Genomic DNA, 25,217 nt, shown 5'->3' with positions numbered 1-25,217 from the left:
ATTGGCTGAGAAAAGACAAAACCCAACCCGATCAGCAGGTGCAAAGAGTAGCTTAATTTACGCCAGATCCTGTCCAACCGATGGGGAGTAGCTCAAATTGAGGACGTAGAAATTGAAGAGATTGAAGATGTTTTTTCTCAAAACGACCGCTACGCAGGAGCCAAACAACACATAAGGACTGCTTTGTCATTATTCGGAAATCGAGAGAATCCTGATTACAGAAATTCAATAAAAGAGGCTGTATCTGCAGTTGAATCTGCCTTCAACACGATCAATGGCGAGAAATCAAACTCCCTATCAAGTGCAATTACGAAATCCGAGGGAAAGGGTTTCGATATTCCCCCGGCCTTGAAGGAAGGCATAAAGAAGATTTATGGCTGGACATCAGATGAAAACGGCGTTCGGCACGCGCTATTCGAGGATGAATCAAGAGTTGGCGATGCCGAAGCTAGACTGATGATTGTAATATGTTCGAGCCTCGTCAATTTCTTGATAATTCGAAATGAAAACCTCCCGTAAGATGGCTTTTAGATCCACCCGCACCCCATCGGCGGGGTGAAACCGCGCCCTACGGCCTCGCCGCCGCCCCCTCAGATCGCCTGAAAGCGGGGCAGCCAGCCGAGGCTGGCCTCGGTGTCGCCCCCGGCGGGCTTGTATTCGGCGCCGATCGGGCGGGTCCAGCCCAGCCGTTTCATCCGCGCCAGCAGCCAGCCGAGGTCGACCTCGCCCGCATCCGGTGCGCCGCGGTCGGGGACGCCCGCGATCTGGACATGGCCGATGATCGGCAGGAGCGCCTCGAACCGGCGCGACAGATCGCCCTCCATGATCTGCAGGTGATAGCAGTCGAACATCAGCGCCAGATTGGGCCGGTCAAGCGCCGCGATCACTTCGGCGGCATGGGCGGTGTGCGACAGGTGATAGCCCGGCACGTCGCGGCGGTTGATCGGCTCGATCAGGATCGTGATGCCGTGTGGTGCCGCCAGATCGCAGGCATGGGCGAGGTTGGCGCGGAACGTGGCCTCGGCCCCTGCCCCGCCGTCGCCAAGCCCGGCCATGACATGCACCGCCCCCGCGCCGATGGCCTGCGCATAACCCACCGCCTGCGCGATGGCCGCGCGCGCCTGCGGCTCGCGACCGGGCAGGGCCGCCAGCCCGAACTCGCCCGCCTCGCGGTCGCCGGGCCAGGTGTTCAGCCCCAGCATCGGCAGCCCCGTGGCAATGAGTGCCGCGCGCACCGCGCCCGGATCGCTGTCATAGGGAAAGTGGCATTCCACCGCGTCGAATCCCGCCGCATGGGCGGCATGGATCGCGTCGGGCAGGGGCCGGTCGGTGAACAGAAACCCGAGATTGGCGGAAAAGCGCATCAGTCCCAATCCACCTCGAACTTGCGCACCACCTGACCGATCTGCCCGGCATGGAGCGGCTGCGCGCCGGTGCCGCGCAGCAGGAGCGCCAGTTTCGCGGTCTCTTCCAGTTCCTCCATGGCAAAGACCGCCGCCTCCAGATCCTTTGAGGCCACCACGGGCCCGTGATTGGCCAGCAGCACCGCCGCGCGTCGGCCCGCAAGGCCGCGGATCGCGTCGGCCATGCCCGCATCGCCCGGCACGAAGAACGGCAGGAGCGCCACCTTGCCCACCCGCATCACCGCATAGGCGGTGAGCGGCGGCACGGCGTTCTCAGCGTCGGTTTCGGGCAGGATCGAGAGGGCGACGGAATGGGTGGAATGCAGATGCACCACCGCGCCCGCGCTGCGCCGGGTCTCGTAAAACGCGGAATGCAGTGGCATTTCCTTGGTCGGCGCATCGCCCGAGACATGCCGCCCGTCTGCATCGAACCGGCTGAGGCGAGCCGGGTCGAGCCGCCCCATGCTGACGCCGGTGGGGGTGACCAGAAGCCCGCCATCGCCGGTGCGCACCGAGATATTGCCCGAGGCACCGCCGGTCAGGCCCCGCTCGAAGAGGGATTGCGCCCAGAAGCAGATATCCTCGCGCAGTTTGCTGTCGCTCATTGCGGGGCCTCCATCATGCGGGCGGCGTCGGTGAAAAACTCCGGCCCGCCGAAATTGCCGGATTTGAGCGCGACGACAAGCGCGTCGCTTGCGCGCATCATCGGCACGCCGGGGGCGATCTCGGGGCCGATCTCGAGTTGGGCAAGGTCCAGCCCCTCGACCACCGCGCCCGAGGTCTCGCCGCCCGCGCTGATCAGGCGGGTCACGCCGCGCGCCTTGAGCGCGCGGGCGAGGGCGGCAAAAAGCGCCTCGATCCGGGCGGCGGTCTCAGCTTTGCCGAAGCGGTCCTGCGCGCGCCGGACGGTATCGGGATCGGCGGAGGAGTAAAGCAACGGGATGCCGTCCTGCGCCAGGGCCCACTCGGCCAGCGCCTCGGCGTCGATCTCTCCGGTCATGAGCGCGCCTGCCGCGATCTCGCGCGCCGGGTGGCGGGCGGCGTGGCGGGCGACCTGATCGCGTGTCGCCGCCGAGCAGGAGCCCGACAGCGCCACCACCGGCCCCGCTTGCCCGCGCCATGCGGCGGCATTGCCCGACAGCAGGCCGCGCGCCCGGAAATTGCCGGGCAGGCCCATGGCGATGCCCGAGCCGCCGGTAATGAGCGGAAGATCCGCCGCCGCCTGCCCGAGGGTGACGAGATCCGCGTCGGTGATGGCGTCAGTGACGATCAGGCGATGGCCCTTGGCGTGCTCGGCGTCGAGCGCCGCGCGGGCGGCCTCTGCCCCCTGCCCCACCACGCCCGCCGCGACATGGCCGACGCTGCCGCGCACCTGATGGCCCAGCCAGCGGCGAATGTCGGGGTCGGTCATCGGGGTGAGCGGGTGATGCTGCATCCCGCTCTCATTGAGCAGGCGGTCCTGCACGAAGAGATGCCCCTGATAGACCGAGCGACCGGTGGCCGGAAAGGCGGGACAGACGATCACGCGGGTGGCATCGAGGGCGTCGGCCAGCGCCTCGGCCACCGGGCCGATATTGCCCTCGCGGGTGGAATCGAAGGTGGAGCAGTATTTGAAGAGGAACTGCGTGCAGCCCTGCGCGCGCAGCCAGTCGAGTGCGGCGCGCGATTGCGCCACCGCCTGAGCCACCGGGAGGGAGCGGGATTTGAGCGCGACGATCCCGGCTTCGACATGGGGGGCGGCGGGGCCGTCCGGCACGCCCACATATTGCACCGCGCGCATGCCCGCGCGGGCCAGCGTGTTGCCGAGATCGCCGGAGCCGGTGAAATCGTCGCCGATACAGCCCAGAAGCATCACCCGTCCCCCGGCAGTTTCACGCCCGCGCGGGCGGCGATGTGTTTGGTGATGGCGGCGTCATCCTCGGCCCCGAGACCGGCGGCGGCGGCCTCGCGGTATTGGGTCAACGCCGCCTCGGTCACCGGCAGAGGGAGGTTTGCCGCGCCCGCGATGGCAGTGACGATGCCCAGATCCTTGGGCCAGATCGTGATCGCCGAGCGCGGGGTGTAGTCGGCCTCGATCACATGCGGCGCGCGGTTCTCGAACATCCAGGACGTGCCCGCAGAGACCCGGATGATGTCGAGCACGCGCGCCAGATCGAGCCCCTGCGAGGCGGCGAAGCTGAGCGCCTCGCCCATGGCGGCAATATGCACGCCCGCGAGCAACTGGTTGACCGCCTTCATCGCCGAGCCTGCACCTGCGCTGTCGCCCAAATGGTGCACGGTTTCGGCCATGGCGTCGAGCACGGGGGCGGCGCCGTCGAACGCCTCTACGCTGCCCGAGGCCATGATCGACAGGCGGCCTTCGGCGGCCTTGGCGGCCCCGCCGGAAATCGGTGCGTCGAGATAGTGCAGGCCCGCGCGGATGGCCTCGCCCTCCATCTCGCGGGCGAAGTCGGGCGGCACGGTGGCGCAGCCGAGGATGGTGCCGCCGGGGGCCAGATGGCGTGCCCAGCCTTGCGGTCCGAAGAGCGCCGCGCGCATCTGATCGGCGTTGAGCACGACGCAGACGAGGATCTCCGCCGCGGGGCTGTCGGGGGTGAGTGCCTGCCCCCCTGCCGCCGTCAATTCGTCGACGCGCGACGGGTCGGGGTCGAACCCGTATACCTCAAGGCCCGCGCGCTGCACCGATTGCGCCATGCCCTGCCCCATCGAGCCGAGCCCCGCGAAATGAACGATCCGTGTCATGGTGTGCCTCCGAGGAGAAAATCCACCGGCCAGAGCGTGATCGCCGGGACATAGGTGATGATCATCAGCGCGCCGAAGACGGTCAGCACGAACCATGCCAGTTGCGGGATGATCCGTTCGACCGGCAGGTCGGCCACGGCGCAGGCGGCAAAGAGATTGACGCCAAGCGGCGGGGTGATCATGCCGAGCGCGAGATTGACCACGATGACCAGCCCGAAATGCACCGGATCGACGCCGTAGCTGATGGCGATGGGCGTGAGGATCGGGGCCAGCACGAGGATCGCCGCCGAGGTTTCGATGAACATGCCGATCACCAGCAGCATCAGGTTCACGACCAGCAGAAATGCGATGCGGCTCTCGAACACGTCCTTGAACCACGCCGCGATCTCGTTGGGCAGGCCCGAGCGGGTGATGAGGAAGGAAAACAGCGCCGCCGCCGAGATGATCAGCATGATCGCCGAGGTGGCGAGCACGGTTTTCTTGAGGATCTGCGGCAGGTCGGCGAACCGCAATTCGCGGTAGAAGACCATGCCGACGATCACCGCCGCCGCGACGGCTGCGGCACTTGCCTCGGTCGGGGTGAAGATGCCGGAATAGATGCCGCCGAGGATCACGACGGGCACGATCAGCGCGGGCAGCGCGGATTTGAGCGCCGGGCCGAGACGGGGCCGGTTGCGCCCGTCCTCGAGCCCGATGCCGCGCACCCGGCAAAGGATCAGCACCAGCGCCATCAGCGCGCCCGCGACCAGCACCCCCGGCCCGATGCCCGCGATGAAGAGCTGTCCGATGGAGGTGTCGGTGGACACGCCATAAAGGATGAGCGGGATCGAGGGCGGGATCAGCACGCCCAGTTCGGCGGAGCTGGCCTGCACCGAGGCGGCGAGCGGTTTGGGATAGCCATGCTTGACCATCGCCGGAATGAGGATCGCGCCGATCGCGAAGGTGGTGGCGACCGAGGAGCCCGAGACCGAGGCGAACATCATGCAGGTCAGCACGCAGGAGGCCGCAAGCCCGCCCTGAATGCCGCCGACGATGGATTTCGCCAGTTCCACCAGCCGGTGCGAGATGCCCCCCGCCGACATCAGGTTGCCCGCGAGGATGAAAAGCGGAATCGCCATCAACGGAAAGCTGTCGATGCCGGTGAACATGCGCTGCGCCACCAGGAGCAGCGGCAGGCGGCCATGCGCCTCGATCCCGAGGACCGAGGCGAGGCCGATGGCCACGGCAATCGGCACGCCCGCCAGAAAGAAGATCGCGAGCGACAGGGCGAGGGCGAGATTCATGCGTCACTCTCCGCCGGTTGCAGCCCGCCGAACCGGATCGCACGCAGCGCGCAGCCCAGGATTGCGATGAAGATGAAGACCGACCCCACGGGCAGCGCGGCGTAGACCCAGGCGATGGAAATCTCAAGGGCTGCGAGTTTCTGGCCCATGACCCGCTCGGTCATCGACCAGCCCTGCCAGAACAGGATCGCGAAAAAGGTGAGCGTCAGGCCGCAGGCGACAAGGTAGAGCACGAAGCCGAGGCGCGGCGGCAGGAGGCGTTGCACAATCTCGACGGCGATCATCGTGCCCTCGCGAAACGCCGGGGCGACGCCGAGGAAGACCGACCAGATCATCGCCGACCGGGTGATCACCTCGGACCAGGTGGAGGGGTGGCCGAAGACGAAGCGTGTCGTCACCTGATAGAGCGCGAGCGCGGTCGCGATCAGCAGAAAGCCGATGGCGAGCCGCAGGGCGATGCCGGTGGTGATCGCCTCGAACCTGAGAAAGAGTGTCATCGCCGCCCTCTCGAAAGAAAACGGGCCGGCGCGCAGGACCCGCGCCGACCCTTACCGTGACAGCGACGTTATTCGACGGCCTTGATGCGGTCCACCATCTCGGAGCCATACTGATCGGTGTAGACCGAGTAGGAGCTTTCGGCGGCAAGCTTGGCGAAGGGCGCCTTGTCGATATCGGTGATCACCTCCATGCCGTTCTCGCGCAGCATTTCGACGCCGGCCTCTTCCAGCCGGTTGACCTCGGCGCGGGTGGCGGCGGCGGAGGCCTTGGCAGCCTGCCGGAACCAGCCCTGCTGTTCCTCGGTCAGCCCGTCAAACAGGATCGGCGAGGCCAGCACCACGGCGGGCGAATAGACATGGCCGGTGAGCGAGACGTATTTCTGCACCTCCCAGAATTTCGACGCGGTGATCACGGTCACCGGGTTTTCCTGCCCGTCGACCACGCCCTGTTGCAGCGCGCCGAACAGTTCCGGAAAGGCCATCGGCGTGGGTGCCGCGCCCATCCCCTCGAAGGCGGCCATATGCACGCGGTTTTCCATCGTGCGCAGCTTCAGCCCCTCGAGATCCTCGGGCGTGCGCACCGGGCGCTGCGAGTTGGTCACGTGGCGAAAGCCATTTTCCGACCAGGCAAGGCCGACGAGGTTGTTCTTGCCGATCTCGTCAAGCAGTTCCTGCCCGATCTCGCCATCAAGCGTGGTGCGTGCATGGTCGTAGTCGCGGAAGAGGAACGGCAGGTCGAGCGCATAGACCTGCGGCACGAAGTTGCCCAAGGGGCCGGTGGAGGTGATGACCACGTCGAGCGAGCCGATCTGAAGCCCCTCGATCATGTCACGCTCACCGCCCAACTGGCCCGCCGGGGCCTGCTCGCCGGTGAAAGTGCCACCCGAAAGCTCGGTCAGCGTGTCGATGAAGGCCTGCGCGCCGACGCCGTAATGCGATTGCGGCGACAGCGAATGGCCGATGACGATGTTTTGCTGCGCGTGGCCTGCGGTGGCGAGCGCAAGCGCGGCAAGCGCGCCGACTGCGAAATGTTTCATGAAACTCCTCCTGATGTTGGCCCGGCGGGTCGATGCCCCGGGCCCGTGTCCTCGCCCTCTCCCTTGACGCAAGCGGCGGGCGAACGCCTGTTCAGTCGCGTCTGGGGAGATGGATACAGTTTATGACAGCGCTGTCAATACGGTCACGGAACACCTGAAATTGTAACGCAGGACTCAGATTTGGAATGACAGCGATACCATAATGCCGCATTTTCGCGGCATGGACGACGACCGTCAAGACATTCAGACCCGCCGCCCCACCCTGTCACAGGTGGCGCGCGCCGCCGGGGTGAGCGAGATCACCGCAAGCCGTGCGCTGCGCCGCGACGGCCCGGTCGCGCGCGCCACGCGTGACCGGGTGGAGCGCGCCGCAATCGCGCTCAACTACGTGCCGAACCGGCTGGCGGGGACGCTGGCGGGGGCCGCGTCGCGGCAGGTGGGGGTGATCCTGCCGTCGCTGTCGAACATCGTCTTTGCGGATGTGCTGAAGGGGCTGGAGGATCGGCTGGAGGGTGATGGCTATCATCCGATCCTGGGCATTTCCAACTACGACCCGCTGCGCGAAGAGCGGCTCTTGCGCGACCTCTTGTCGTGGCGGCCCGCCGGGCTGGTGATCGCCCCCGCGCGCAAGACCGATGTCACGCGCGGCCTGCTGGCGGCGGCCGATCTGCCGGTGGTCGAGATCATGGATGTGGATGCCGAGAGCGCCGACATGGCGGTCGGGATCTCGCATCGCGGGGCGGGGCGGGCGATGGCGCATTACCTCGCCGGGCGCGGCTATCGGCGCTTTGCCTATCTCGGCCACGGGATCGAGACGGATTTTCGCGCCACGCAGCGGCTCGACGGGTTTCGCGACGGGCTGCGCGAGGTTGGCGTCACGCTTGGCGATGTGCTGTGCCTGCCCGGCCCCTCGACCGTGCCCTTGGGGCGCGAGGGGCTGGCGCGGCTGCTGGCCGAGGCCGAAACCCCGCCCGAGGCGGTGTTTTTCTCCAATGACGACATGGCCGTCGGCGGCGCGTTTCACTGTCAGGCGGCGGGGATCGCGGTGCCCGAGGATCTGGCGCTGGCGGGGTTCAACGGGCTGAGCATCGGGCAGGCGCTGCCCAAGCCACTGACCACCATCGCCTCGCAGCGCGAGCATATCGGGTTTGTCGCCGCCACCCACCTGCTCGACCGGCTGGCCGGAGGCAGCCCGCCGCGCGTGACCAATGTCGATTTCCGGCTGATCCCCGGAGCCACTGCCTGACCGCTCAGATGCAGCGGCCGCCATCGACCTCCATGCAGACGCCGGTGACCATGCCGGCCTCGTCCGAGCAGAGATAGAGCGCGGCATTGGCCAGGTCCTGCGGGGTGGAGAACCGACCCAGGGGAATCGTCGAGAGAAACTTCTCGCGCATCTCGGGGGTGTCCTCGCCCAGAAAGCTCTTGAGCAGCGGCGTGTCGCCCGCCACCGGGTTGAGCGCGTTGACGCGGATGCCCATGGGCGCCAGTTCCACCGCCATGGTGCGGGTCGCGGTGATCATCCAGCCCTTGGAGGCGTTGTACCAGTTGAGGCGCGGTCGCGGCGAGACGCCGGCGGTCGAGGCGATGTTGAGGATCGCGCCCTGCCCGCGCGCCTTCATCTGCGGCACGAGCGCGCGCGCGGTGAGGTAGACGGATTTGCAGTTGATCGCAAAGACCCGGTCGAAATCCGCCTCGCTGACGTCTTCGAGGAGGCTGGGCATGTGGGTGACGCCTGCATTGTTGACGAGGATGTCCACATGCCCCATCCGCGCCTGCGCCTCGGCGATCATCGCCGCCACCTGCGCGCCGTCCGAGACATCGCAGGTATGGGCGATGCCGCCATGCTCTGCGGCCACACGCGCGGCGGCCTCGGCGTTGATATCGACGACAAGCACCTGTGCGCCTTCCTCTGCAAAGCGCCGCGCGATGCCTTCGCCAAAGCCCGAGCCCGCGCCTGTCACGATCGCCGTCTTGCCGTTGAGCCGCATGGGGTATGTCCTTTTCCGCTGTGATCCGTTCGGACCGCAAGTGACACGAAACGGCGGGATTTGGAAAATGGTTTTTGTGGCAAGGCCCGGCGTTGCACATCCGGTCCAACACCCTAAAGTGCCGCGCAACACGACAGAGCAAGGGACAGGACATGCAGAAACGACCGCTCGGGCGCACCGGCATGGAGGTGAGCGCGCTCTGCCTCGGCTCGATGACATGGGGCGCGCAGAATACCGCCGCCGAGGGGCACGCGCAAATCGACCGCGCGCTGGAGCGCGGGGTGAATTTCATCGACACCGCCGAGATGTATCCAACCGCCCCGATCCGGGCCGAGACCACCGGGCGCACCGAAGAAATCATCGGCGAATGGTTCGCCCGGACCGGGCGGCGGGCCGAGGTGATCCTCGCCACCAAGCATTCCGGCATCGGCTTTGCCCATGCCCGCGATGGCGCGCCGATTTCCGCCGCCACCATCCCCGAGGCGATTGATGGCTCACTGCGGCGGCTGCAGACCGACCATATCGACCTCTACCAGTTTCACTGGCCGAACCGGGGCAGCTACATGTTCCGGCAGAACTGGAGCTTCGATCCCTCGGGTCAGGACCGCGCCGAGACGCTCGCGCATATGGAAGAGACGCTCGAGGCCTTGCAGCGCGAAGTGGACAAGGGCCGCATCCGCGCCTTTGGCCTGTCGAACGAAAGCGCCTGGGGCACCGCGCAATGGCTGCGGCTGGCAGAGGCCGGGCATGGCCCGCGCGTGGCCTCGATCCAGAATGAATATTCGCTGATGTGTCGGCTTTTTGACACCGACCTTGCGGAGTTGAGCGTGAACGAGGATGTCGGGTTGCTCGCGTTCTCGCCGCTCGCGGCGGGGCTGCTTACGGGCAAGTATCAGGGCGGCGCGCTGCCCGAAGGCTCTCGCATGACGATCAACACCGATCTGGGCGGGCGCAGGGGGCCGCGTGCGTTCGAGGTGGTCGAGGCCTATCTCGGCGTGGCGCGCAAGCACGGGCTCGACGCGGTGCAGATGGCACTCGCCTGGTGCCTGACGCGGCCTTTCATGTGCTCGGCGATTTTTGGGGCCACCAGCATGGGTCAGCTCGATCTGGCGCTTGGTGCGGCGGAGATCACGCTGGGCGATGAGGTGCTCTCTGATCTCGACGCCGCGCACCGCGCCCATCCCATGCCCTATTGACCCTGCCCCCCTTGTCTGGGGGCACGGCCCGGCGTATACGCGCGCCCTGACCCAGAAGGAGCGAAAGCCATGGTAGGCAGTGCCAATCTCAACGTGATGCTGAAAGCCGCGCGCAAGGCGGGGCGGGCGCTGGCCAAGGATTTCCGCGAGGTCGAGAACCTTCAGGTCTCGATGAAGGGGGCGGGCGATTTCGTCAGCCGCGCCGATATCGCCGCCGAGAAGATCCTCAAGACCGAATTGATGGGCGCGCGCCCGACCTATGGCTGGCTGGCCGAAGAGGGCGGCGAGGAGCCGGGTCAGGACCCCACCCGCCGCTGGATCGTCGACCCATTGGACGGCACCACGAACTTCCTGCACGGCCTGCCGCATTGGGCGGTGTCGATCGCGCTCGAACACAAGGGCGAGGTGGTCGCGGGCGTGATCTATGATCCCTCCAAGGACGAGGCGTTCTTTGCCGAAAAGGGCACCGGGGCCTGGATGAACGAGGGGCGGTTGCGCGTCTCGGGGCGTCACAAGATGATCGAGGCGATCTTTGCCACCGGCCTGCCCTTTGGCGGGCGCGCGGACCTGCCCGACACCTTGCAGGATCTGGCCCGCCTGCTGCCGACCTGCGCCGGTGTACGGCGGTGGGGCTCGGCGGCGCTCGACATGGCCTATGTGGCGGCGGGGCGCTATGACGGGTTCTGGGAACGGCATCTGAACGCCTGGGATCTGGCGGCGGGCGTGATCATCGTGCGCGAGGCCGGCGGCTTCATCGAGCCGCTGAGCAAAGGCGGCGACATCCTCGGCGATGGCGCAGTGATCTGCGCCAACGAGCCGCTCTTCGACAAGTTCGCCAAGACGATCCGGGGCTAGATCTCGTCGCGCAAATGCCGCAGGTGATCGGGCAAGCCCCGCGCGGTCACCGCCGCCTCGCGCAAGAGCCCGTCGAAATGCAGGGTCATCGCCTGCACCCGTTCGGTATCGCGAAACACCAGGTAGTTGCGCCCGAGATAAAGCACCGCGAGGAGCGGCCCGAAAATCGTGATCGGCGCGGAATAAAGGCGACGGGCGTCAAAAAGATAAAGCCGCAGGCTCGGGTAGAGCTGTGACGTCACGGCGATGAAATGATCGAGCTGCGCGCGGCGGGTCTCGTCGGGCAGGTTGCGGTAGTAGCCCTCGCCGCGCGCAAAGCTCTCGATCTCGTAGAGCGGCAGCGCGATTTCGTAATCCGAGCGCGCCGCGCGCATCCAGGCCATGCGGTCCTCGGACGCACCGATGGCCTGATCGGTGGAGCGGCCCAGATGGGGCGCGTATTCCCATTCCAGCATGTCGCGGGTCTTGAGCATGTCGGGCAGACCGGCGGGCACGTGACGGATCTTGTAGCCCGCCGCCTCCTTGTGCCAGGCGAAGATCTGCTCGTCCACCAGCGCACGGGGGGCCTCGGTCAGCGACAGGGTGTTGGCCAGCATGTCGGCGGCGGTCTCGGGCCGGTCGGTAAGGCCCAGAAGCCAATCCGCCGAGACCCCGAGCGCGCCCGCGCATTCGCCCACCACCTGCGCATTGGGCAGCCGAGCCCCCACCCCCTTGAGCAGTTGCGAGACGGTCGAGCGGTCCACCCCGATGGCGCGGGCGAGCGCGCTTTGATTGGTGTCGCGCAGGCGCATCGCCTCGGCCAGACGGGCCCGAAACAGCGTGGCGCGCAGGCGTTTGTCGATTTTTTCAGTCATATGGTGATATAAATCACAATTGCGGAGAAATGTTAACCATTTCCGAAATGGCCGATCAACCGGATAGCAACCATTCTCTGCGCATCGTTCAATCAAATGGAGGGGACATGGAGACGCGATTGCGCAGCATCGTGAAAGCGGTGATCTGGAACCTGATAGGTCTGTCGGTCATGGCGGGGGTCGGACTGGCCGTCACCGGCTCGCTCACGGCGGGCGGGGTGATGGCGGTGATCAACACGGTGATCGGGTTCACCACCTATCTGCTTTATGAACGCGTCTGGTCACGCATTCATTGGGGCCGCTGTCATGGATGAGGCACGCCCTGGCGCGGTGGACTGGCCTACCCTGCTGTTGCTCGTCGCCTGTTACGGGGTCTGGATCCTCGGGACCATATGGGCGGCGGCGCTCTGGCTGCCGGTTGGTGTGGCCCTGACCGGGCTGGCCATCGCGTTGCATTCCTCGCTCTGTCACGAGGCGCTGCACGGTCATCCGTTCCGGCAACGGCTCTGGAACGAGCTGGTGGTCTTTCCCTGCCTGTGCCTGCTCATCCCTTACGGACGGTTCCGCGACACCCATCTCGCGCATCACCGCGAGGAGCGTCTGACCGATCCTTATGATGACCCGGAATCGAACTATCTGGACCCCAAGGTGTGGGACCGGTTGCCGGGCTGGGGCCGGGCCGTTCTGCGCGCCAACAACACGCTGGCGGGGCGGATGATCCTGGGTCCGTTCATCGCGCAATCGGCATTCCTGCGCGCCGACTGGCAGGCAATCCGGGCCGGGGACCGCGCCGTGCTGCGGGCATGGGCGTGGCATGTGCCGCAGGTGGCGGTGGTGCTGGCCTGGGTGGCCTACGCGCCGATGCCGATCTGGGCCTATCTGCTGGCGGTCTGGCTGGGCCTTGCGCTCCTGAAGATCCGCACCTTTCTGGAGCATCGCGCGCATGAGCGGGCGAGCGGGCGCACGGTGATCGTCGAGGATCGGGGGCCGCTGGCATTCCTGTTTCTGAACAACAACCTGCACGTGGTGCATCACATGCACCCCGAGGTGCCGTGGTACCGCCTGCCCGCGCTCTATGCCGCGCGGCGCGATCATTACCGGCGGCGCAACGGTGGCTATGTCTATCGCTCCTACGGGCAGATCTTCCGCGATTACCTGTGGCGCACCAAGGATCCGGTGCCGCATCCGCTCTGGCCGTGGCGGCGGGGCTGAGCGGACTGCAACGGTGATCGACCGCGCATCATGTCGCCCGGCAGTTCAGCGATATAAGGGGCCGGATGCGGTTTCTCATGAGGTTGGTCCCCGCTGAGTGCCAGCGCAGTGGTGCGTGCATCCGACCATGGATGCGCGCGGCCATAGGCCCAGTCGCGCTCCGGATCAGACCCCGTACTGTTTCAGAACAAGCTTCCCTGCCCCTTGGGCGGTTCCTTCGGCTTTGGCGCGGGCTTGGCCGCCTTGCGCGGGACCGTCCCCACCTCCCCGAGGCTCAACACCCCATCGGCGAACTCGATCTCCAGCGCCCCGGCTGCCGCCGCCGCGTCGCGGGTGGTCACCAGCGCGCCATCGCCACGCACCACCGCGTAGCCGCGTCGCAGCGTTTCCCTGTAGCCCAGCGTCTCGCGCAGCCGGTCGAGCGCGCCAAGGCGCTCGCGCCAGTCCTTCGTCTGCCGCCCTGCGGCATCCGAAAACCGCGTCGTCATGCGATCCAGCTCGCGCCTCTTGAGCTCGATATCGCGGGTCAGCGCATTAATATTGAGCCGCGCGGCGGTATTGGACAGCCGCCGCCGGTCGCCCTCGACCGCGCGCCGCAAGAGCGATGGGCGCAAGGCCCCCGCACGCTCCGACAGCGCCACGCGCCGCACCTGCACCGAGCGGATGAGCGCGGCAGGCAGGCGGTCCGACCAGGTGTCGAACCGCTGGCGGGGTGTTTCGAGCAAGGTCTCGACCCGCGGCAGGGCGCGCGCCAGATCACGCAGGCGCTGGCCCCGCAGGGTGATCGCCTGACCCTGCGCATGGCTGAGCCGCGCGGCCTGCCCGTCAAGCCAGACCAGCAGGTCGAGCCGCACCGGCACGGCGAGTTCCGCCGCCGCCGTCGGCGTCGGCGCGCGCTTGTCGGAGGCATAATCAATCAGCGTGGTGTCGGTCTCGTGCCCCACGGCAGAGATCAGCGGAATGTCACTCTCGGCGGCGGCGCGCACCACCGCCTCGTCGTTGAACCCCCACAGATCCTCGACCGACCCGCCGCCGCGCGCCACGATGATCAGATCCGGACGCGGCAAGGCCCCACCGGGGGTGAAGGCGTTGAAGCCGCGAATGGCGCGCGCCACCTCGGGCGCGCATTTCTCGCCCTGCACGGCCACGGGCCAGATCAGAACCTTGCGCGGGAACCGCTCGCGCAGCCGGTGGAGGATGTCGCGGATCACCGCCCCCGAGGGCGAGGTGACGACGCCGATGATCTCGGGCAGGTAGGGCAAGGGCTGCTTGCGCTCGGCCGCAAAAAGCCCCTCGGTCGCCAGCGCCGCCTTGCGCTTTTCCAGCATCGCCATCAGCGCGCCCATGCCCGCCGGTTTGATATCCTCGATCACGATCTGATAGCGCGACTGGCCGGGGAAAGTGGTCAGCCGCCCGGTGGCGACCACTTCCATCCCCTCCTCGGGCTCGACCGAGAGGCGCGCCGCCACCCCCTTCCAGATCACCCCCGACAGAACCGCGCGGTCATCCTTGAGGTCAAGATAGATATGGCCCGAGCGGGGTCTCGAAATCCGCCCCAATTCGCCGCGCACCCGGACATGGCTGAACTCGCCTTCGATCACCCGCTTGATCGCACCCGACAGGTCAGAGACCGAGAATTCGGGGGCGTTCTCGCCGGGATCGGGATCGTCGATAAGATCGGACATGCTGCTGCCTTGTGTCTGCCTGCGCGTCACCCTAGAACGCCTGCCAAGCGAGGCCAAGCCGGAGTTATGCGCCATGAATATCCTGATCCTCGGCGGCGGGGGCCGTGAGCACGCCCTTGCCTGGGCCGCGTTGCAGAACCCCAAATGCGACCGGCTGATCGTGGCCCCCGGCAATGCCGGGATCGCCGAGATCGCGGATTGCGCGACGCTCGACATTCTCGACGGGGGGGGCGTGGCCGGGTTCTGCGAGGCAGAGGCGATTGATTTCGTGATCATCGGGCCCGAGGCACCGCTGGCCGCAGGCGTGGCCGACCGGCTGCGCGAGGCGGGGCTGCTGGTCTTTGGCCCCGGCGCCGAGGCGGCGCGGCTCGAGGCCTCAAAGAGTTTCACCAAGACAATCTGCAACGCGGCGGGGGCACCCACCGCCGCCTATGGCCATTTCACCGACCACACGGCGGCGCGCGATTACGTAAAGACCCAAGGCGCGCCGATCGTGGTCAAGGCTGATGGCCTTGCGGCGGGCAAGGGCGTGATCGTGGCCGAGACCGAGGCGCAGGCGCTCGCCGCGCTCGACGACATGTTCGGCGGCGAATTCGGCGCGGCCGGGGCCGAGGTGGTGATCGAGGAATTCATGACCGGAGAAGAAGCCTCGTTCTTCGTTCTCTGCGACGGAGAGACCGCCCTGCCCATCGGCACCGCGCAGGATCACAAGCGCGTCGGCGAGGGTGATACCGGCCCCAACACCGGCGGCATGGGGGCCTATTCCCCCGCGCCGGTGATGACCGAGGCGGTCACGCAAAAGGCGCTCGACCAGATCGTGCGCCCGGTTCTGGCGGAAATGGTGCGGCGCGGCACGCCCTATCAGGGGGTGCTTTTCGTCGGGCTGATGATCGAGGACGGCGAGCCCCGGCTGGTGGAATTCAACGTCCGCTTCGGCGACCCGGAGGCCCAGGTGCTGATGATGCGGCTGGGCGGTCAGGCGCTTGATCTGATGCAGGCGGCGGCCGAGGGGCGGCTGGACGCAGCCCGGGTCAACTGGGCCGAGGATCACGCGCTGACCGTGGTGATGGCGGCCAAGGGCTATCCCGGCCCCTATGACAAGGGCAGCGAGATCAACGGGATCGAGGACGCCCCCGAAGACAGCTTTCACCAGATCTTTCACGCGGGCACGGCACGCCGCGACGGGCGGTATGTGGCCAGCGGCGGGCGCGTTCTGGCCGCGACGGCGCGCGGCGCCAGTCTGCGCGAGGCGGCGGACCGGGCCTATGCCCTTGCCGACCGGATCGACTGGCCGGACGGGTTCTGCCGCCGCGATATCGGCTGGCGCGCGCTCTGACCGGCGCGCACCCTCAGCGCAACTGGCAGAGCGGCGCACCCTTGAGAAGCGAGGTCACGAAACGCCCCTCGGCGGTGTCGCGAATGCCGTAGCCATAGCCGCGCAGGCGGTGCTTCCATTCACGCTCGGACACGGCAAGGTGACGCTCGCGCAGGACAAGATCGCGAATCTCGCGGTTCGGTTCAGACTGGTTCAGGTTCATCGTTTCCATCCCTGTTACGGTTCTCCGATAATTCAGGGATAGTTGACCGATGTGGCATCAATCGCGCCGGATTGTGGCGCGGTCGGGGAAATGTCGGGACGGTTCAGCGGGGCGTGGCATCAACCCGTGCCAGCTGCGCCGCGTGCTCCTGCCGCGCCCGCGCCGCCGCGATCAGCGCTCGGAAGATGCCCATTTGCCGATGCGCGTAAAAGAGATGCTCCGGATGCCATTGCACGCCAAGGGCAAACGGGTCTGCGACCCGCTCGATGGCCTGGATCATGCCGCCCTGATCGCGCGCCGCCACGCGCAAGCCTTCGCCCAGCCGGTCCACCGCCTGCGTATGCAGCGCGTTCACCTTCATCGGGCGCAAACCCGCCAGATGCGCCAGCCGCGTGCCCGCCTCGATATGCACCGTCTTGCGCGGCAACACCGTGCGGATATGGTCACTGGCCGCGTAGGTCGCATAGGCATCCTGATGCAGCGTCCCGCCCAGCGCGATATTGAGCATCTGGCTGCCCCGGCAGATGCCCAGTACCGGCTTGGATTTCACGAACGCCCCCAGCAGCACGCCCCGCTCCAGCGCATCGCGCGCCGGGTCGAGCCGGGCCGAGGTCACGATCCGCCCGCCATAGAGATCGGGCGAGATGTCGTCGCCGCCGCCGATGATCACCCCGTCCACCCGGTCGATTTCCGCCGCGCGCCCGGCCTGCCAGCGCCGCGCGCAGCCCCCCGCAAGCCAGACATTGAGCGCAATCAGCGGATAGATGCGCCAGCCCGAGCGGCGCGAGACGGTGACCCCAATCACGGGGCGGGAGGCTTGACTCATGCCGGGTTCAACCCCGCCGTTTGCAGGATACGCCCCGCCCGCGCGGCCCAGCTTTGCCGGGAAATCGTCAGCAGGCCATGATCGTCCTCCCAGGCCCGCGCCAGCCGGTCGAGCAGTGCGCCATCGGCCGCCACCCGTTCGACCGTCCGCCAACGTCGCCATTCATGCGCAATGGACCAGCCCGCCTCGTCGATCCGGCAATCGGGCAGGCGGAAGTGAAAGGTCGGGCGCGCCGAGGTCTTGTCGGAAATCGCCGCCGCGATGCGCTCGGGCTCGAACTGCGCGAAGACCGGCAGCATGTCGAGGCCACGATTGCGGCTTGGCGTGTGCTCCAGATAAAGCCCGGTCACTGCGTCGCGCGTGGCCCCCGGCCCGGCCCCGATCAGCGCGCGCACGAACTCGGTCGGATAAGGATCGGTGAACGGCAACAGGCGGCGCGATTCGTCAATCGGGTCATTGATGCGCAGCCAGTCCTCGATCAGCGCATAGGCCAGCAGCGGCCGCACGATATCGGCGTCCCGGTCACTCGCGATCTCGATATTGAGATGCAGACCAAAGCCAAAGAACCAGCCCGCCCCACTGCCCAGCGCCCCCGCCTCGCGCAAGCGGTCACGCAGCGCATCGAGTCGGGAAAGCCCGTCCATGTCGAGCGGTTCGCTCACGATCTCGACCGGCACCACCTCGCGCCCCAGATCCAGCGCCAGATCGCGCAGCCTGCTCTTTTGTGCCTTGCGCAGAAAGATATCGAGATAGACCTCGATCCGCCCGATGTGGCTGTTCTCGATATGCCAGATGTGGCTATCGACCTGTTTGATTGCACCGCCAACCACCTCGGCACATAAACGCGCCACCTCGGCCTCGGGCAGCCCGCCAAGCTCGATTTCCACGCCCACAAGGCGCGGATCACCCTTGGCATTGAGAGGCTGCGGCAGGGGCGCGAACTCCGCCACGGATCAGAGCCCCGCCTCGGCCTCGACATCGCGGCGCGGCTTGCGGGCGCGCTCGGTGGCGGATTTCAACTGCCCGCAGGCGGCCATGATATCCTCGCCGCGCGGCGTGCGGATGGGGCTCGCATAGCCCGCCTTGTAGATGATGTCGGCAAACCGCTCGATCCGCTCCCAGTCGCTGCGCTGATGCGGCGCGCCGGGCCATTCGTTGAACGGGATCAGGTTGATCTTGGCCGGAATGCCCTTGATCAACTGCACCAGCCGGCGGGCATCGGCATCGCTGTCATTGACGTCCTTGAGCATGACATATTCAAAGGTGATGCGCTCGGAATTGGACAGGCGCGGATATTCGCGCAGCGCGCCCAGCAGCGTCTCGATATTCCATTTCTTGTTGATCGGCACCAGCTTGTCGCGCACCTCGTCGGTGGTGGCGTGGAAGCTGACAGCGAGCAGACAGCCGATTTCCTCCGCCGTCTTGGCGATTTCCGGCACCACGCCGGAGGTCGACAGCGTGATCCGGCGACGCGACAGCGAAATCCCCTCGCCATCCATCGCGATCTTCATCGCGTCGCGCACATTGTCGAAATTATAGAGCGGCTCGCCCATGCCCATCAGCACAATGTTGCTGATCAGGCGCGGGCGCTCGCCCGCCCCCTCGCCGGGTTTGGGCCACTCATTCAGATCGTCGCGCGCCAGCATCACCTGACCGATGATCTCTCCGGCGGTGAGGTTGCGCACCAGTTTCTGCGTGCCGGTATGGCAGAACGAACAGGTCAGCGTGCAGCCCACCTGAGACGAGATGCACAGCGTGCCGCGATCCGTCTCGGGGATATAGACCACCTCGACCTCATGCCCGCCTGCAATCCGCACCAGGTATTTGCGCGTGCCGTCGGCGCTGACCTGTTTGCTGACCACCTCGGGGATCTCGATCACGAATTTTTCGGCCAGATCGGCGCGATACGCCTTGGCGAGATTGGTCATCGCGTTAAAGTCGCGCACGCCCCATCCATAAATCCACTGCCAGATCTGATTGACCCGCATCCTGGCCTGCTTTTCCGGCGTGCCGTGCGCGATCAAGACCTCGCGCAGCCGCTCCCGGGTCAGCCCGACCAGATTGATCGGCCCGTCGGGCAGCTTGCGGGGGATGGTCATCACGTCCTGCGTGATCGGGGCGGTCTGTGTCATGGCTCTTTCGTGCGTCTGAGGGAATGTCACGTCATATAGGGGTTTGGCACCGATTCCAAAACCTCTTTGCTCGGGGCGCGGGTGATGAGCTATTTTGGTCACCCCCGGGGCGGGCTTGATGAGCGTTGCGTGAACCATCGAAATTGAGAATTGTGGCAGATCGCTTGGTAAGCCGCGCGGGACCAGGCAATACCCGGACAAAATCGCCCGACACCTGCCGCATCGCCCAAACCCGAGACTGCCTTGAACAGCGGCACCTCGCGCGGTGCAATGGAGGCGCAGATTTTCGGTCGCAGCGGTCGCATGATGCGGATTATCACCCTATTGGGCTTCAAAGTGACAAGGAGGGTTCGATGGAAATTCAGATAAGACAGGCGATCGAGGCGGATGCGGTCGATGCGATTGGTACTTTGCATCTCTCGATCACTGAACTCTGTGTCGCTGATCATAAGAACGATGCCCAGGAAATCGAGGCCTGGTTGGGAAACAAGACCGTCGAGGCATGGAAGAAATGGGTCGCGCGAAAAGATGCAGTAGTGTTGGTGGCGGTCCGGGATAAGACTGTTGTCGGCGTTGGCATGGTTTTGTTACGGGGAGAGATCCTGTTGAACTACGTCCATCCAGACGCGCGATTTTCCGGCGTCAGCAAAGCTCTTTTGGCCGCGATGGAGCGAGAATTGCGGTCTTGCGATGTTCACCGCTGCGAACTTGAAAGCACGATTACGGCCCGGTGTTTTTATGAGAGGTGTGGGTTCAAGCAAGAGGAAGATAATGCCTTGAACCTTTCGAAATCCCTGTAGGGATATAGGATCAGAAAGGCCTCAAAGGTCCGTTCACTCCCCACCGACGCAATACCGACAGAATACCGACGCGATACAGCCCCTCATCCGAGCCGCGCCACCCGCTCGTGGCAAGGGCAGGTGACGAGGTGATCGTTGACCATCCCCACCGCCTGCATGAAGGCATAGACGATGGTGGGGCCGCAGAATTTGAATCCGCGTTTCTTCAAATCTTTCGAAATTTTTACGGAAAGATCGGTCTGCGCGGGCACCTCTGCTAGGGTCTGCCAGCGGTTCTGGAGGGGGCGCCCGCCGACATGATCCCAGAGGTAGCGGTCAAAGCCCTGTTCGGCCTCGATCACAGCCCAGGCTTGGGCATTTCCGATGGTCGCCTCGATCTTGCCGCGGTGCCGGATGATCCCCGGATCAGCCAGCAGGCGAACAACCTCTTCCTCCCCCCATTCGGCGATGACATGCGGATCAAACCCCTGAAATGCCTCACGAAAACTCTCGCGCTTGCGCAGGATGGTGATCCAGCTCAACCCCGCCTGAAACCCGTCGAGGATGAGCTTTTCCCACAGCGCGCGGCTGTCATATTCGGGCACGCCCCATTCGTGATCGTGATAGGCCTCATAGAGCGCATCCGCCCCCACCCAACCGCAGCGTTCCATCGCCTGTCCCCGTGTTTTCGTTCAAATTCGCCCTTTAAACTGTCCTTAAGGGATCTGCCCCAGCTTGGGAACACGCCAGTCTCGGAGGGCAAGATGGGCAAGACACGCAAATGGGCCGATATCCCGGCCGGGCATGACAACCCGCTATCCTACGCCGTTTCGGCGCGGGATCGCTCGGTCATCGAGATGGTCGATCAGGCGGTGCGGCACAGACAGGTGATGCTCGCCTATCAGGCCGTGGTCACCGCCGGACAACCGGACAAGCCCGCCTTCTACGAAGGGCTGATTCGCGTCATGGACGCGACCGGACGGGTGATTCCCGCGCGTGAGTTCATTTCACAGATCGAAGTCACGGAAACCGGCCGGGTGGTCGATTGCCTGGCACTGGAAAAAGGGCTGCGCACGCTGCATGACTACCCCGATCTTCGGCTCTCGATCAACATGTCCGCGCGCTCCATCGGCTATGCGCGCTGGATGCGCATCCTGAAAAAGGGACTGTCGGGCGACCCGACCATCGCAGAACGGCTGATCCTCGAAATCACCGAAAGCTCTGCCATGCTGGTGCCGGAACTGGTCACCGGTTTCATGGCCGAATTGCAGCGCAAGGGCATCGGCTTTGCGCTCGACGATTTCGGCGCAGGCTACACATCCTTCCGCTTTCTCAAGGAGTTCTACTTCGACATCCTCAAGATCGACGGGCAGTTCATTCGCGGGATCGCGCGCGATGCGGACAATCAGGTGCTGACCGCCGCGCTGCTGAGCATCGGGCAGCAATTCGACATGGTGACCGTCGCCGAAAGCGTCGAGAAACCCGAGGATGCGGCCTATCTCACCGCGCTCGGGATCGATTGTCTTCAAGGCTACTACTTCGGGGCCCCCACCGTGCGGCCCCCCTGGCTTGACGAGACCCTTGACCGCGCCAGCGCGTGAATGTGACACTCCACCCGTTGCCGCAGCGCGGCATCTGCGATATGACGCGGCGTAACGGCGGAGGAGACGGCGGGATGCGCATTCCAATGCGGCGGCCCCGGTGGCATCCTCGGCCCGGGCAAATCCTGGTGGAGGACACTAATGACCAATGTAGTAATCGCATCCGCAGCACGCACCGCTGTCGGGTCTTTCGGCGGCGCGTTCGCCAACACCCCCGCGCATGATCTGGGCGCGGCCGTTCTGGAGGCCGTGGTCGCACGCGCCGGGATCGACAAATCCGAAGTGAGCGAGACGATCCTTGGTCAGGTCCTGACCGCCGCACAGGGCCAGAATCCGGCCCGTCAGGCGCATATCAATGCCGGGTTGCCAATCGAATCGGCGGCCTGGGGCATCAATCAGGTCTGCGGGTCGGGCCTGCGGGCCGTGGCCCTGGGCGCACAGCACATCCAATTGGGCGACGCCAGCATCATCTGCGCCGGTGGCCAGGAAAACATGACGCTCAGCCCCCATGCCGCGCATCTGCGGGCCGGGCACAAGATGGGCGACATGAAATATATCGACACGATGATCCGTGATGGTCTGTGGGATGCGTTCAACGGCTACCACATGGGCCAGACCGCCGAAAATGTCGCCGAGAAATGGCAGATCAGCCGTGAACAGCAGGACGAGTTCGCCGTTGCCAGCCAGAACAAGGCCGAAGCCGCGCAGAAGGCGGGCAAGTTCGACGACGAGGTGATCGCCTTTACCGTCAAGACCCGCAAGGGCGATATCGTCGTCGACAAGGACGAGTATATCCGCTTTGGGGCAAATATCGACGCGATGTCCAAGATGCGCCCGGCCTTTACCAAGGACGGATCGGTTACGGCGGCCAATGCCAGCGGTCTGAATGACGGGGCCGCCGCGACCCTGCTGATGAGCGCCGACGAGGCCGAGCGCCGCGGCATCGAGCCGCTGGCGCGCATCGCCTCCTATGCCACCGCCGGGCTCGACCCGTCGATCATGGGTGTGGGCCCGATCCATGCCAGCCGCAAGGCGCTGGAAAAGGCCGGGTGGAGCGTCGGCGATCTCGACCTCGTGGAGGCGAACGAGGCGTTTGCCGCGCAGGCCTGTGCGGTCAACAAGGACATGGGCTGGGATCCGTCGATCGTGAACGTCAACGGCGGGGCGATCGCCATCGGCCACCCCATTGGTGCCTCAGGCTGCCGGGTTCTGAACACGCTCTTGTTCGAGATGAAGCGCCGCGGGGCCAGGAAGGGCCTTGCCACGCTCTGCATCGGCGGTGGCATGGGCGTCGCCATGTGCATCGAGCGCCCCTGAACCGGGGCGCGGGGGATGACAGGAAAGGGCGCCCCGGGCGCCCTTTTTCATGCCGCACCCCGCATCGCGGAGATTTTACCGCGCAACAATGTTGCGCTTGCCCAATCAAGAAGATAACCAAGTTACCAACGCATTAGCCAGATTGGAGGATACCATGGCAAGAACTGCACTCGTCACCGGAGGATCACGCGGAATCGGCGCCGCCATTTCAAAGGCGCTCAAGGCCGACGGCTATACCGTCGCCGCGACCTATGCCGGCAACGATGAGGCCGCCGCCAAGTTCACCGAGGAGACCGGCATCAAGACCTACAAGTGGAACGTCGCCGACTATGACAGTTCCAAGGCCGGGATCGAACAGGTCGAGGCCGATCTGGGCCCGATTGAAATCGTGGTCGCCAATGCCGGCATCACCCGCGACGCGCCCTTTCACAAGATGACGCCGGACCAGTGGAATGCGGTGATCGACACCAACCTCACCGGCGTGTTCAACACCGTGCACCCGGTCTGGCCCGGCATGCGCGAGCGCGGCTTTGGCCGAATCGTCGTAATTTCTTCGATCAACGGCCAGAAAGGACAGTTTGCGCAGGTCAACTATGCGGCCACCAAGGCGGGCGATCTGGGCATCATCAAGAGCCTGGCGCAGGAAGGGGCCGCCAAGGGCATCACCGCCAACGCGGTCTGCCCGGGCTACATCGCCACGGAAATGGTGATGGCGGTGCCGGAAAAGGTGCGCGAATCGATCATCGGCATGATCCCCGCCGGTCGTCTGGGCGAGCCCGAGGAAATCGCCCGCTGCGTCAGCTTTCTTGTCTCGGACGACGCAAGCTTCATCAACGGCTCGACGATTTCGGCCAACGGCGGTCAGTTCTTCGTCTGATCCGCCCTGCGACAGACCACGAGAAAGGGCCGGTCATGGTGACCGGCCCTTGCTTATCCACGTCTATCCGGCGGCACTGTCAGGCGTTATCCGACAGGCGCTCGATCTCTTCCTTGATCTTCAATTTCTGTTTCTTGAGGTTCGCGATTACCAGCGTGCTGCTGCCCGGCGCGCGCTGCGCCTCTTCCACCTTTTCCGAGAGCGCGTGATGTTTCTTCTTCAGTTCTTCAATATGCGAACTCAAGCTCATGGGCAGTCTCCTCTGGTATGGATGCGTCTCAATCCGACATGGGAAGTGCAACATATTTTTACAATACTGTCACGCCGCGCCTGCGAGATGAGCGGGAGTTTTCCGACTGGATTTGAGTCAACTCAGCCGGGAAAGGGCAAACCTGCCGCATCTCTGAGCACGGCTGAGATCGCGGGTGTGTAATCCTCGCCGTCGCTGCCATGCTCGGCCCCGGCGTGCAGGCAAGGCCCGTCATGCAGACGAAATTCCGCGCGCCCACCCTTGCGCCCGCGCATCAGGACAAGGCGCGCAGCCCGCCCCGGCCGGGGGATGAGCGGCAGAACCTCAAGCGATCCCAGATGCGCGGCCATGGCGGCGATCAGATCGGGCAGGCGGTCGGCGCGTTGCAGGACGGTCACCTGCCCTTTGGGAGCGGCGCGGCGCGCGGCGGCGGCAACCCATTCGGCAAGGGCGCAGGTTTCGCCCATGCCGTGCTCGCGCCCCGGATCGCGGGCCGGGGTGCCGGCGGCCCGGTCGAAATAGGGCGGGTTGGCGATGACGTGGTCGAATTGGCGCTGCCGCAGGGGGACCGGCATGTCGGTCAGATCGCCGTTGACAACCTCGAGAGTCTGGCCATTCGCCACCGCATTGCGCCGCGCCAGATCGGCATAGGCGGGCTGTATTTCCAGCCCCGTGAGGGCAAGCCCCGGCACCCGCGCGCCCAGACAGAGCGCCGCGATGCCAGAGCCGCAGCCGAGATCGAGCACGTTCTGCCCGGCCCGCGCCGGGATGCTCGCGGCCAGAAGCACGGGGTCGATGCCCGCACGATAGCCCGCGCGCGGTTGCGCGATCCGCAACCGGCCGCCGAGAAAGGCGTCGCGGCTCAGGTCCTCATCGGCAAAGCACTCAGTCCTCAAGCGAGAACCCGTTGTCGATGAGCGCCTCGCGCGCGTCCTCGTAATCGGCATCCGCGACCATCAGGCGGCGCGGGAAAATCCCGATGGAGCCTTCGAGGATGCTCATATTTACGTCCATTTCAAAGCAGTCTATACCCTCGCCCTGAAGCAGTGCCTGAGCGAAGGCCATGGATGCGGGATCGTTGGTGCGAAGAAGCTGTTTCATATGGCTGACATAAGGGCACCGCGCGCTATTTGTCGAGCGGT

28 protein-coding genes are annotated in these 25,217 nt (G+C 65.6%); 10 read left to right on the top strand and 18 right to left on the bottom strand.

Features of this window, described 5'->3' with window-relative positions:
- Positions 1-590 precede the first annotated feature (590 nt).
- The 7 genes from ACSSV4_RS13895 to ACSSV4_RS13865 all read right to left on the bottom strand — a co-directional run bounded on the left by ACSSV4_RS13895 (position 591) and on the right by ACSSV4_RS13865 (position 6,962).
- The gene (locus tag ACSSV4_RS13895; protein ID WP_454275722.1) at positions 591-1,364 is read right to left on the bottom strand and encodes a hydroxypyruvate isomerase family protein; all 774 of its coding nucleotides are present in this window, start codon (positions 1,362-1,364) and stop codon (positions 591-593) included.
- A complete protein-coding gene (gene otnC / locus ACSSV4_RS13890; protein WP_454275721.1) occupies positions 1,364-2,008 on the bottom strand; it encodes a 3-oxo-tetronate 4-phosphate decarboxylase in 645 nt (214 codons plus the stop codon). Before otnC ends, ACSSV4_RS13895 begins: the two co-directional genes overlap by 1 nt.
- Positions 2,005-3,255 carry a 3-oxo-tetronate kinase gene (gene otnK, locus ACSSV4_RS13885; protein WP_454275720.1) on the bottom strand — a complete coding sequence of 417 codons (1,251 nt, stop codon included), beginning with the start codon at positions 3,253-3,255 and terminating at the stop codon, positions 2,005-2,007. Before otnK ends, otnC begins: the two co-directional genes overlap by 4 nt.
- Positions 3,255-4,145 (bottom strand): L-threonate dehydrogenase, encoded by an 891-nt coding sequence (ltnD, locus tag ACSSV4_RS13880; RefSeq protein WP_454275719.1) that lies wholly within the window; start codon positions 4,143-4,145, stop codon positions 3,255-3,257. Before ltnD ends, otnK begins: the two co-directional genes overlap by 1 nt.
- Positions 4,142-5,428 carry a TRAP transporter large permease gene (locus ACSSV4_RS13875; RefSeq protein ID WP_454275717.1) on the bottom strand — a complete coding sequence of 429 codons (1,287 nt, stop codon included), beginning with the start codon at positions 5,426-5,428 and terminating at the stop codon, positions 4,142-4,144. The genes ltnD and ACSSV4_RS13875 overlap by 4 nt, the downstream gene beginning before the upstream one ends.
- Positions 5,425-5,925: a TRAP transporter small permease gene (locus tag ACSSV4_RS13870; RefSeq protein ID WP_454275715.1), complete on the bottom strand. Its 501-nt coding sequence runs from the start codon at positions 5,923-5,925 to the stop codon at positions 5,425-5,427. Before ACSSV4_RS13870 ends, ACSSV4_RS13875 begins: the two co-directional genes overlap by 4 nt.
- A gap of 68 nt (positions 5,926-5,993) precedes the next feature.
- Entirely contained in the window at positions 5,994-6,962 is a 969-nt protein-coding gene (locus tag ACSSV4_RS13865; RefSeq protein ID WP_454275714.1) for a TRAP transporter substrate-binding protein, read from the bottom strand.
- Between the two features lie 220 nt (positions 6,963-7,182).
- Between ACSSV4_RS13865 and ACSSV4_RS13860 the strand changes: the two genes are divergently transcribed.
- Positions 7,183-8,208 (top strand): LacI family DNA-binding transcriptional regulator, encoded by a 1,026-nt coding sequence (locus tag ACSSV4_RS13860; protein WP_454275713.1) that lies wholly within the window; start codon positions 7,183-7,185, stop codon positions 8,206-8,208.
- 4 nt (positions 8,209-8,212) lie between these two features.
- Here ACSSV4_RS13860 and ACSSV4_RS13855 read toward each other — a convergent pair whose 3' ends face one another.
- Complete coding sequence (locus tag ACSSV4_RS13855; protein ID WP_454275711.1) at positions 8,213-8,953, bottom strand: SDR family oxidoreductase; 741 nt, start codon at positions 8,951-8,953, stop codon at positions 8,213-8,215.
- A gap of 152 nt (positions 8,954-9,105) precedes the next feature.
- On the opposite strand from ACSSV4_RS13855, the gene ACSSV4_RS13850 reads away from it, so the two are divergent.
- Entirely contained in the window at positions 9,106-10,149 is a 1,044-nt protein-coding gene (locus ACSSV4_RS13850) for an aldo/keto reductase (protein WP_454275709.1), read from the top strand.
- Positions 10,150-10,218: 69 nt separating this feature from the next.
- Complete coding sequence (locus ACSSV4_RS13845; RefSeq protein WP_454275708.1) at positions 10,219-11,004, top strand: inositol monophosphatase family protein; 786 nt, start codon at positions 10,219-10,221, stop codon at positions 11,002-11,004.
- Here ACSSV4_RS13845 and ACSSV4_RS13840 read toward each other — a convergent pair.
- Positions 11,001-11,858 carry a helix-turn-helix domain-containing protein gene (locus ACSSV4_RS13840; RefSeq protein ID WP_454275707.1) on the bottom strand — a complete coding sequence of 286 codons (858 nt, stop codon included), beginning with the start codon at positions 11,856-11,858 and terminating at the stop codon, positions 11,001-11,003. The two genes, ACSSV4_RS13845 and ACSSV4_RS13840, sit on opposite strands and share 4 nt — an antisense overlap.
- A gap of 107 nt (positions 11,859-11,965) precedes the next feature.
- Here ACSSV4_RS13840 and ACSSV4_RS13835 point away from each other — a divergent pair, with 107 nt between their 5' ends.
- Both ACSSV4_RS13835 and ACSSV4_RS13830 read left to right on the top strand, forming a co-directional pair.
- Complete coding sequence (locus tag ACSSV4_RS13835; protein WP_454275706.1) at positions 11,966-12,172, top strand: DUF2061 domain-containing protein; 207 nt, start codon at positions 11,966-11,968, stop codon at positions 12,170-12,172.
- Positions 12,165-13,070: a fatty acid desaturase gene (locus tag ACSSV4_RS13830; protein WP_454275705.1), complete on the top strand. Its 906-nt coding sequence runs from the start codon at positions 12,165-12,167 to the stop codon at positions 13,068-13,070. The genes ACSSV4_RS13835 and ACSSV4_RS13830 overlap by 8 nt, the downstream gene beginning before the upstream one ends.
- A gap of 182 nt (positions 13,071-13,252) precedes the next feature.
- Here the strand turns inward: ACSSV4_RS13830 and xseA are convergent, their stop codons facing one another.
- Positions 13,253-14,755, bottom strand: coding sequence for an exodeoxyribonuclease VII large subunit (gene xseA, locus ACSSV4_RS13825; RefSeq protein ID WP_454275704.1), 1,503 nt, complete (start codon positions 14,753-14,755; stop codon positions 13,253-13,255).
- A 73-nt stretch (positions 14,756-14,828) separates the two neighbouring features.
- On the opposite strand from xseA, the gene purD reads away from it, so the two are divergent.
- On the top strand, positions 14,829-16,091 hold the full coding sequence (gene purD / locus ACSSV4_RS13820; RefSeq protein ID WP_454275727.1) for a phosphoribosylamine--glycine ligase: 1,263 nt from the start codon (positions 14,829-14,831) through the stop codon (positions 16,089-16,091).
- Positions 16,092-16,104: 13 nt separating this feature from the next.
- On the opposite strand, the gene ACSSV4_RS13815 is transcribed toward purD, so the two are convergent.
- The 4 genes from ACSSV4_RS13815 to rlmN all read right to left on the bottom strand — a co-directional run bounded on the left by ACSSV4_RS13815 (position 16,105) and on the right by rlmN (position 19,251).
- Positions 16,105-16,293, bottom strand: a complete 189-nt coding sequence (locus ACSSV4_RS13815) for a hypothetical protein (protein WP_454275702.1) — start codon at positions 16,291-16,293, stop codon at positions 16,105-16,107.
- A gap of 103 nt (positions 16,294-16,396) precedes the next feature.
- Complete coding sequence (locus tag ACSSV4_RS13810; protein WP_454275701.1) at positions 16,397-17,119, bottom strand: gamma-glutamyl-gamma-aminobutyrate hydrolase family protein; 723 nt, start codon at positions 17,117-17,119, stop codon at positions 16,397-16,399.
- Positions 17,116-18,069 carry an amidoligase family protein gene (locus ACSSV4_RS13805; protein ID WP_454275699.1) on the bottom strand — a complete coding sequence of 318 codons (954 nt, stop codon included), beginning with the start codon at positions 18,067-18,069 and terminating at the stop codon, positions 17,116-17,118. The genes ACSSV4_RS13810 and ACSSV4_RS13805 overlap by 4 nt, the downstream gene beginning before the upstream one ends.
- Positions 18,070-18,072: 3 nt before the next feature.
- Positions 18,073-19,251, bottom strand: coding sequence for a 23S rRNA (adenine(2503)-C(2))-methyltransferase RlmN (rlmN, locus tag ACSSV4_RS13800; RefSeq protein WP_454275698.1), 1,179 nt, complete (start codon positions 19,249-19,251; stop codon positions 18,073-18,075).
- A gap of 353 nt (positions 19,252-19,604) precedes the next feature.
- On the opposite strand from rlmN, the gene ACSSV4_RS13795 reads away from it, so the two are divergent.
- The gene (locus ACSSV4_RS13795; RefSeq protein WP_454275697.1) at positions 19,605-20,051 is read left to right on the top strand and encodes a GNAT family N-acetyltransferase; all 447 of its coding nucleotides are present in this window, start codon (positions 19,605-19,607) and stop codon (positions 20,049-20,051) included.
- An 83-nt stretch (positions 20,052-20,134) separates the two neighbouring features.
- On the opposite strand, the gene ACSSV4_RS13790 is transcribed toward ACSSV4_RS13795, so the two are convergent.
- Positions 20,135-20,701 carry a DNA-3-methyladenine glycosylase I gene (locus ACSSV4_RS13790; RefSeq protein WP_454275696.1) on the bottom strand — a complete coding sequence of 189 codons (567 nt, stop codon included), beginning with the start codon at positions 20,699-20,701 and terminating at the stop codon, positions 20,135-20,137.
- Between the two features lie 93 nt (positions 20,702-20,794).
- Here ACSSV4_RS13790 and ACSSV4_RS13785 point away from each other — a divergent pair, with 93 nt between their 5' ends.
- The 3 genes from ACSSV4_RS13785 (at position 20,795) to phbB (ending at position 23,825) form a co-directional block, all read left to right on the top strand.
- Entirely contained in the window at positions 20,795-21,631 is an 837-nt protein-coding gene (locus ACSSV4_RS13785) for an EAL domain-containing protein (protein WP_454275694.1), read from the top strand.
- Positions 21,632-21,772: 141 nt separating this feature from the next.
- Positions 21,773-22,948 (top strand): acetyl-CoA C-acetyltransferase, encoded by a 1,176-nt coding sequence (locus ACSSV4_RS13780; RefSeq protein WP_454275693.1) that lies wholly within the window; start codon positions 21,773-21,775, stop codon positions 22,946-22,948.
- Positions 22,949-23,102: 154 nt separating this feature from the next.
- Entirely contained in the window at positions 23,103-23,825 is a 723-nt protein-coding gene (gene phbB / locus ACSSV4_RS13775) for an acetoacetyl-CoA reductase (protein ID WP_454275691.1), read from the top strand.
- 79 nt (positions 23,826-23,904) lie between these two features.
- On the opposite strand, the gene ACSSV4_RS13770 is transcribed toward phbB, so the two are convergent.
- From ACSSV4_RS13770 to ACSSV4_RS13760, 3 genes are all read right to left on the bottom strand, one after another.
- Positions 23,905-24,075, bottom strand: a complete 171-nt coding sequence (locus ACSSV4_RS13770) for a YdcH family protein (protein ID WP_454275690.1) — start codon at positions 24,073-24,075, stop codon at positions 23,905-23,907.
- A 122-nt stretch (positions 24,076-24,197) separates the two neighbouring features.
- Positions 24,198-24,971: a tRNA1(Val) (adenine(37)-N6)-methyltransferase gene (locus ACSSV4_RS13765; protein ID WP_454275689.1), complete on the bottom strand. Its 774-nt coding sequence runs from the start codon at positions 24,969-24,971 to the stop codon at positions 24,198-24,200.
- The gene (locus ACSSV4_RS13760) at positions 24,961-25,176 is read right to left on the bottom strand and encodes a putative signal transducing protein (RefSeq protein WP_050662074.1); all 216 of its coding nucleotides are present in this window, start codon (positions 25,174-25,176) and stop codon (positions 24,961-24,963) included. Before ACSSV4_RS13760 ends, ACSSV4_RS13765 begins: the two co-directional genes overlap by 11 nt.
- Positions 25,177-25,217: the final 41 nt, after the last annotated feature.

This window comes from Roseovarius sp. MBR-154, assembly GCF_053628595.1.
The sequence above is the reverse complement of the archived record's forward strand: the minus strand, read 5'-3'. Positions and strand labels throughout refer to the sequence as shown.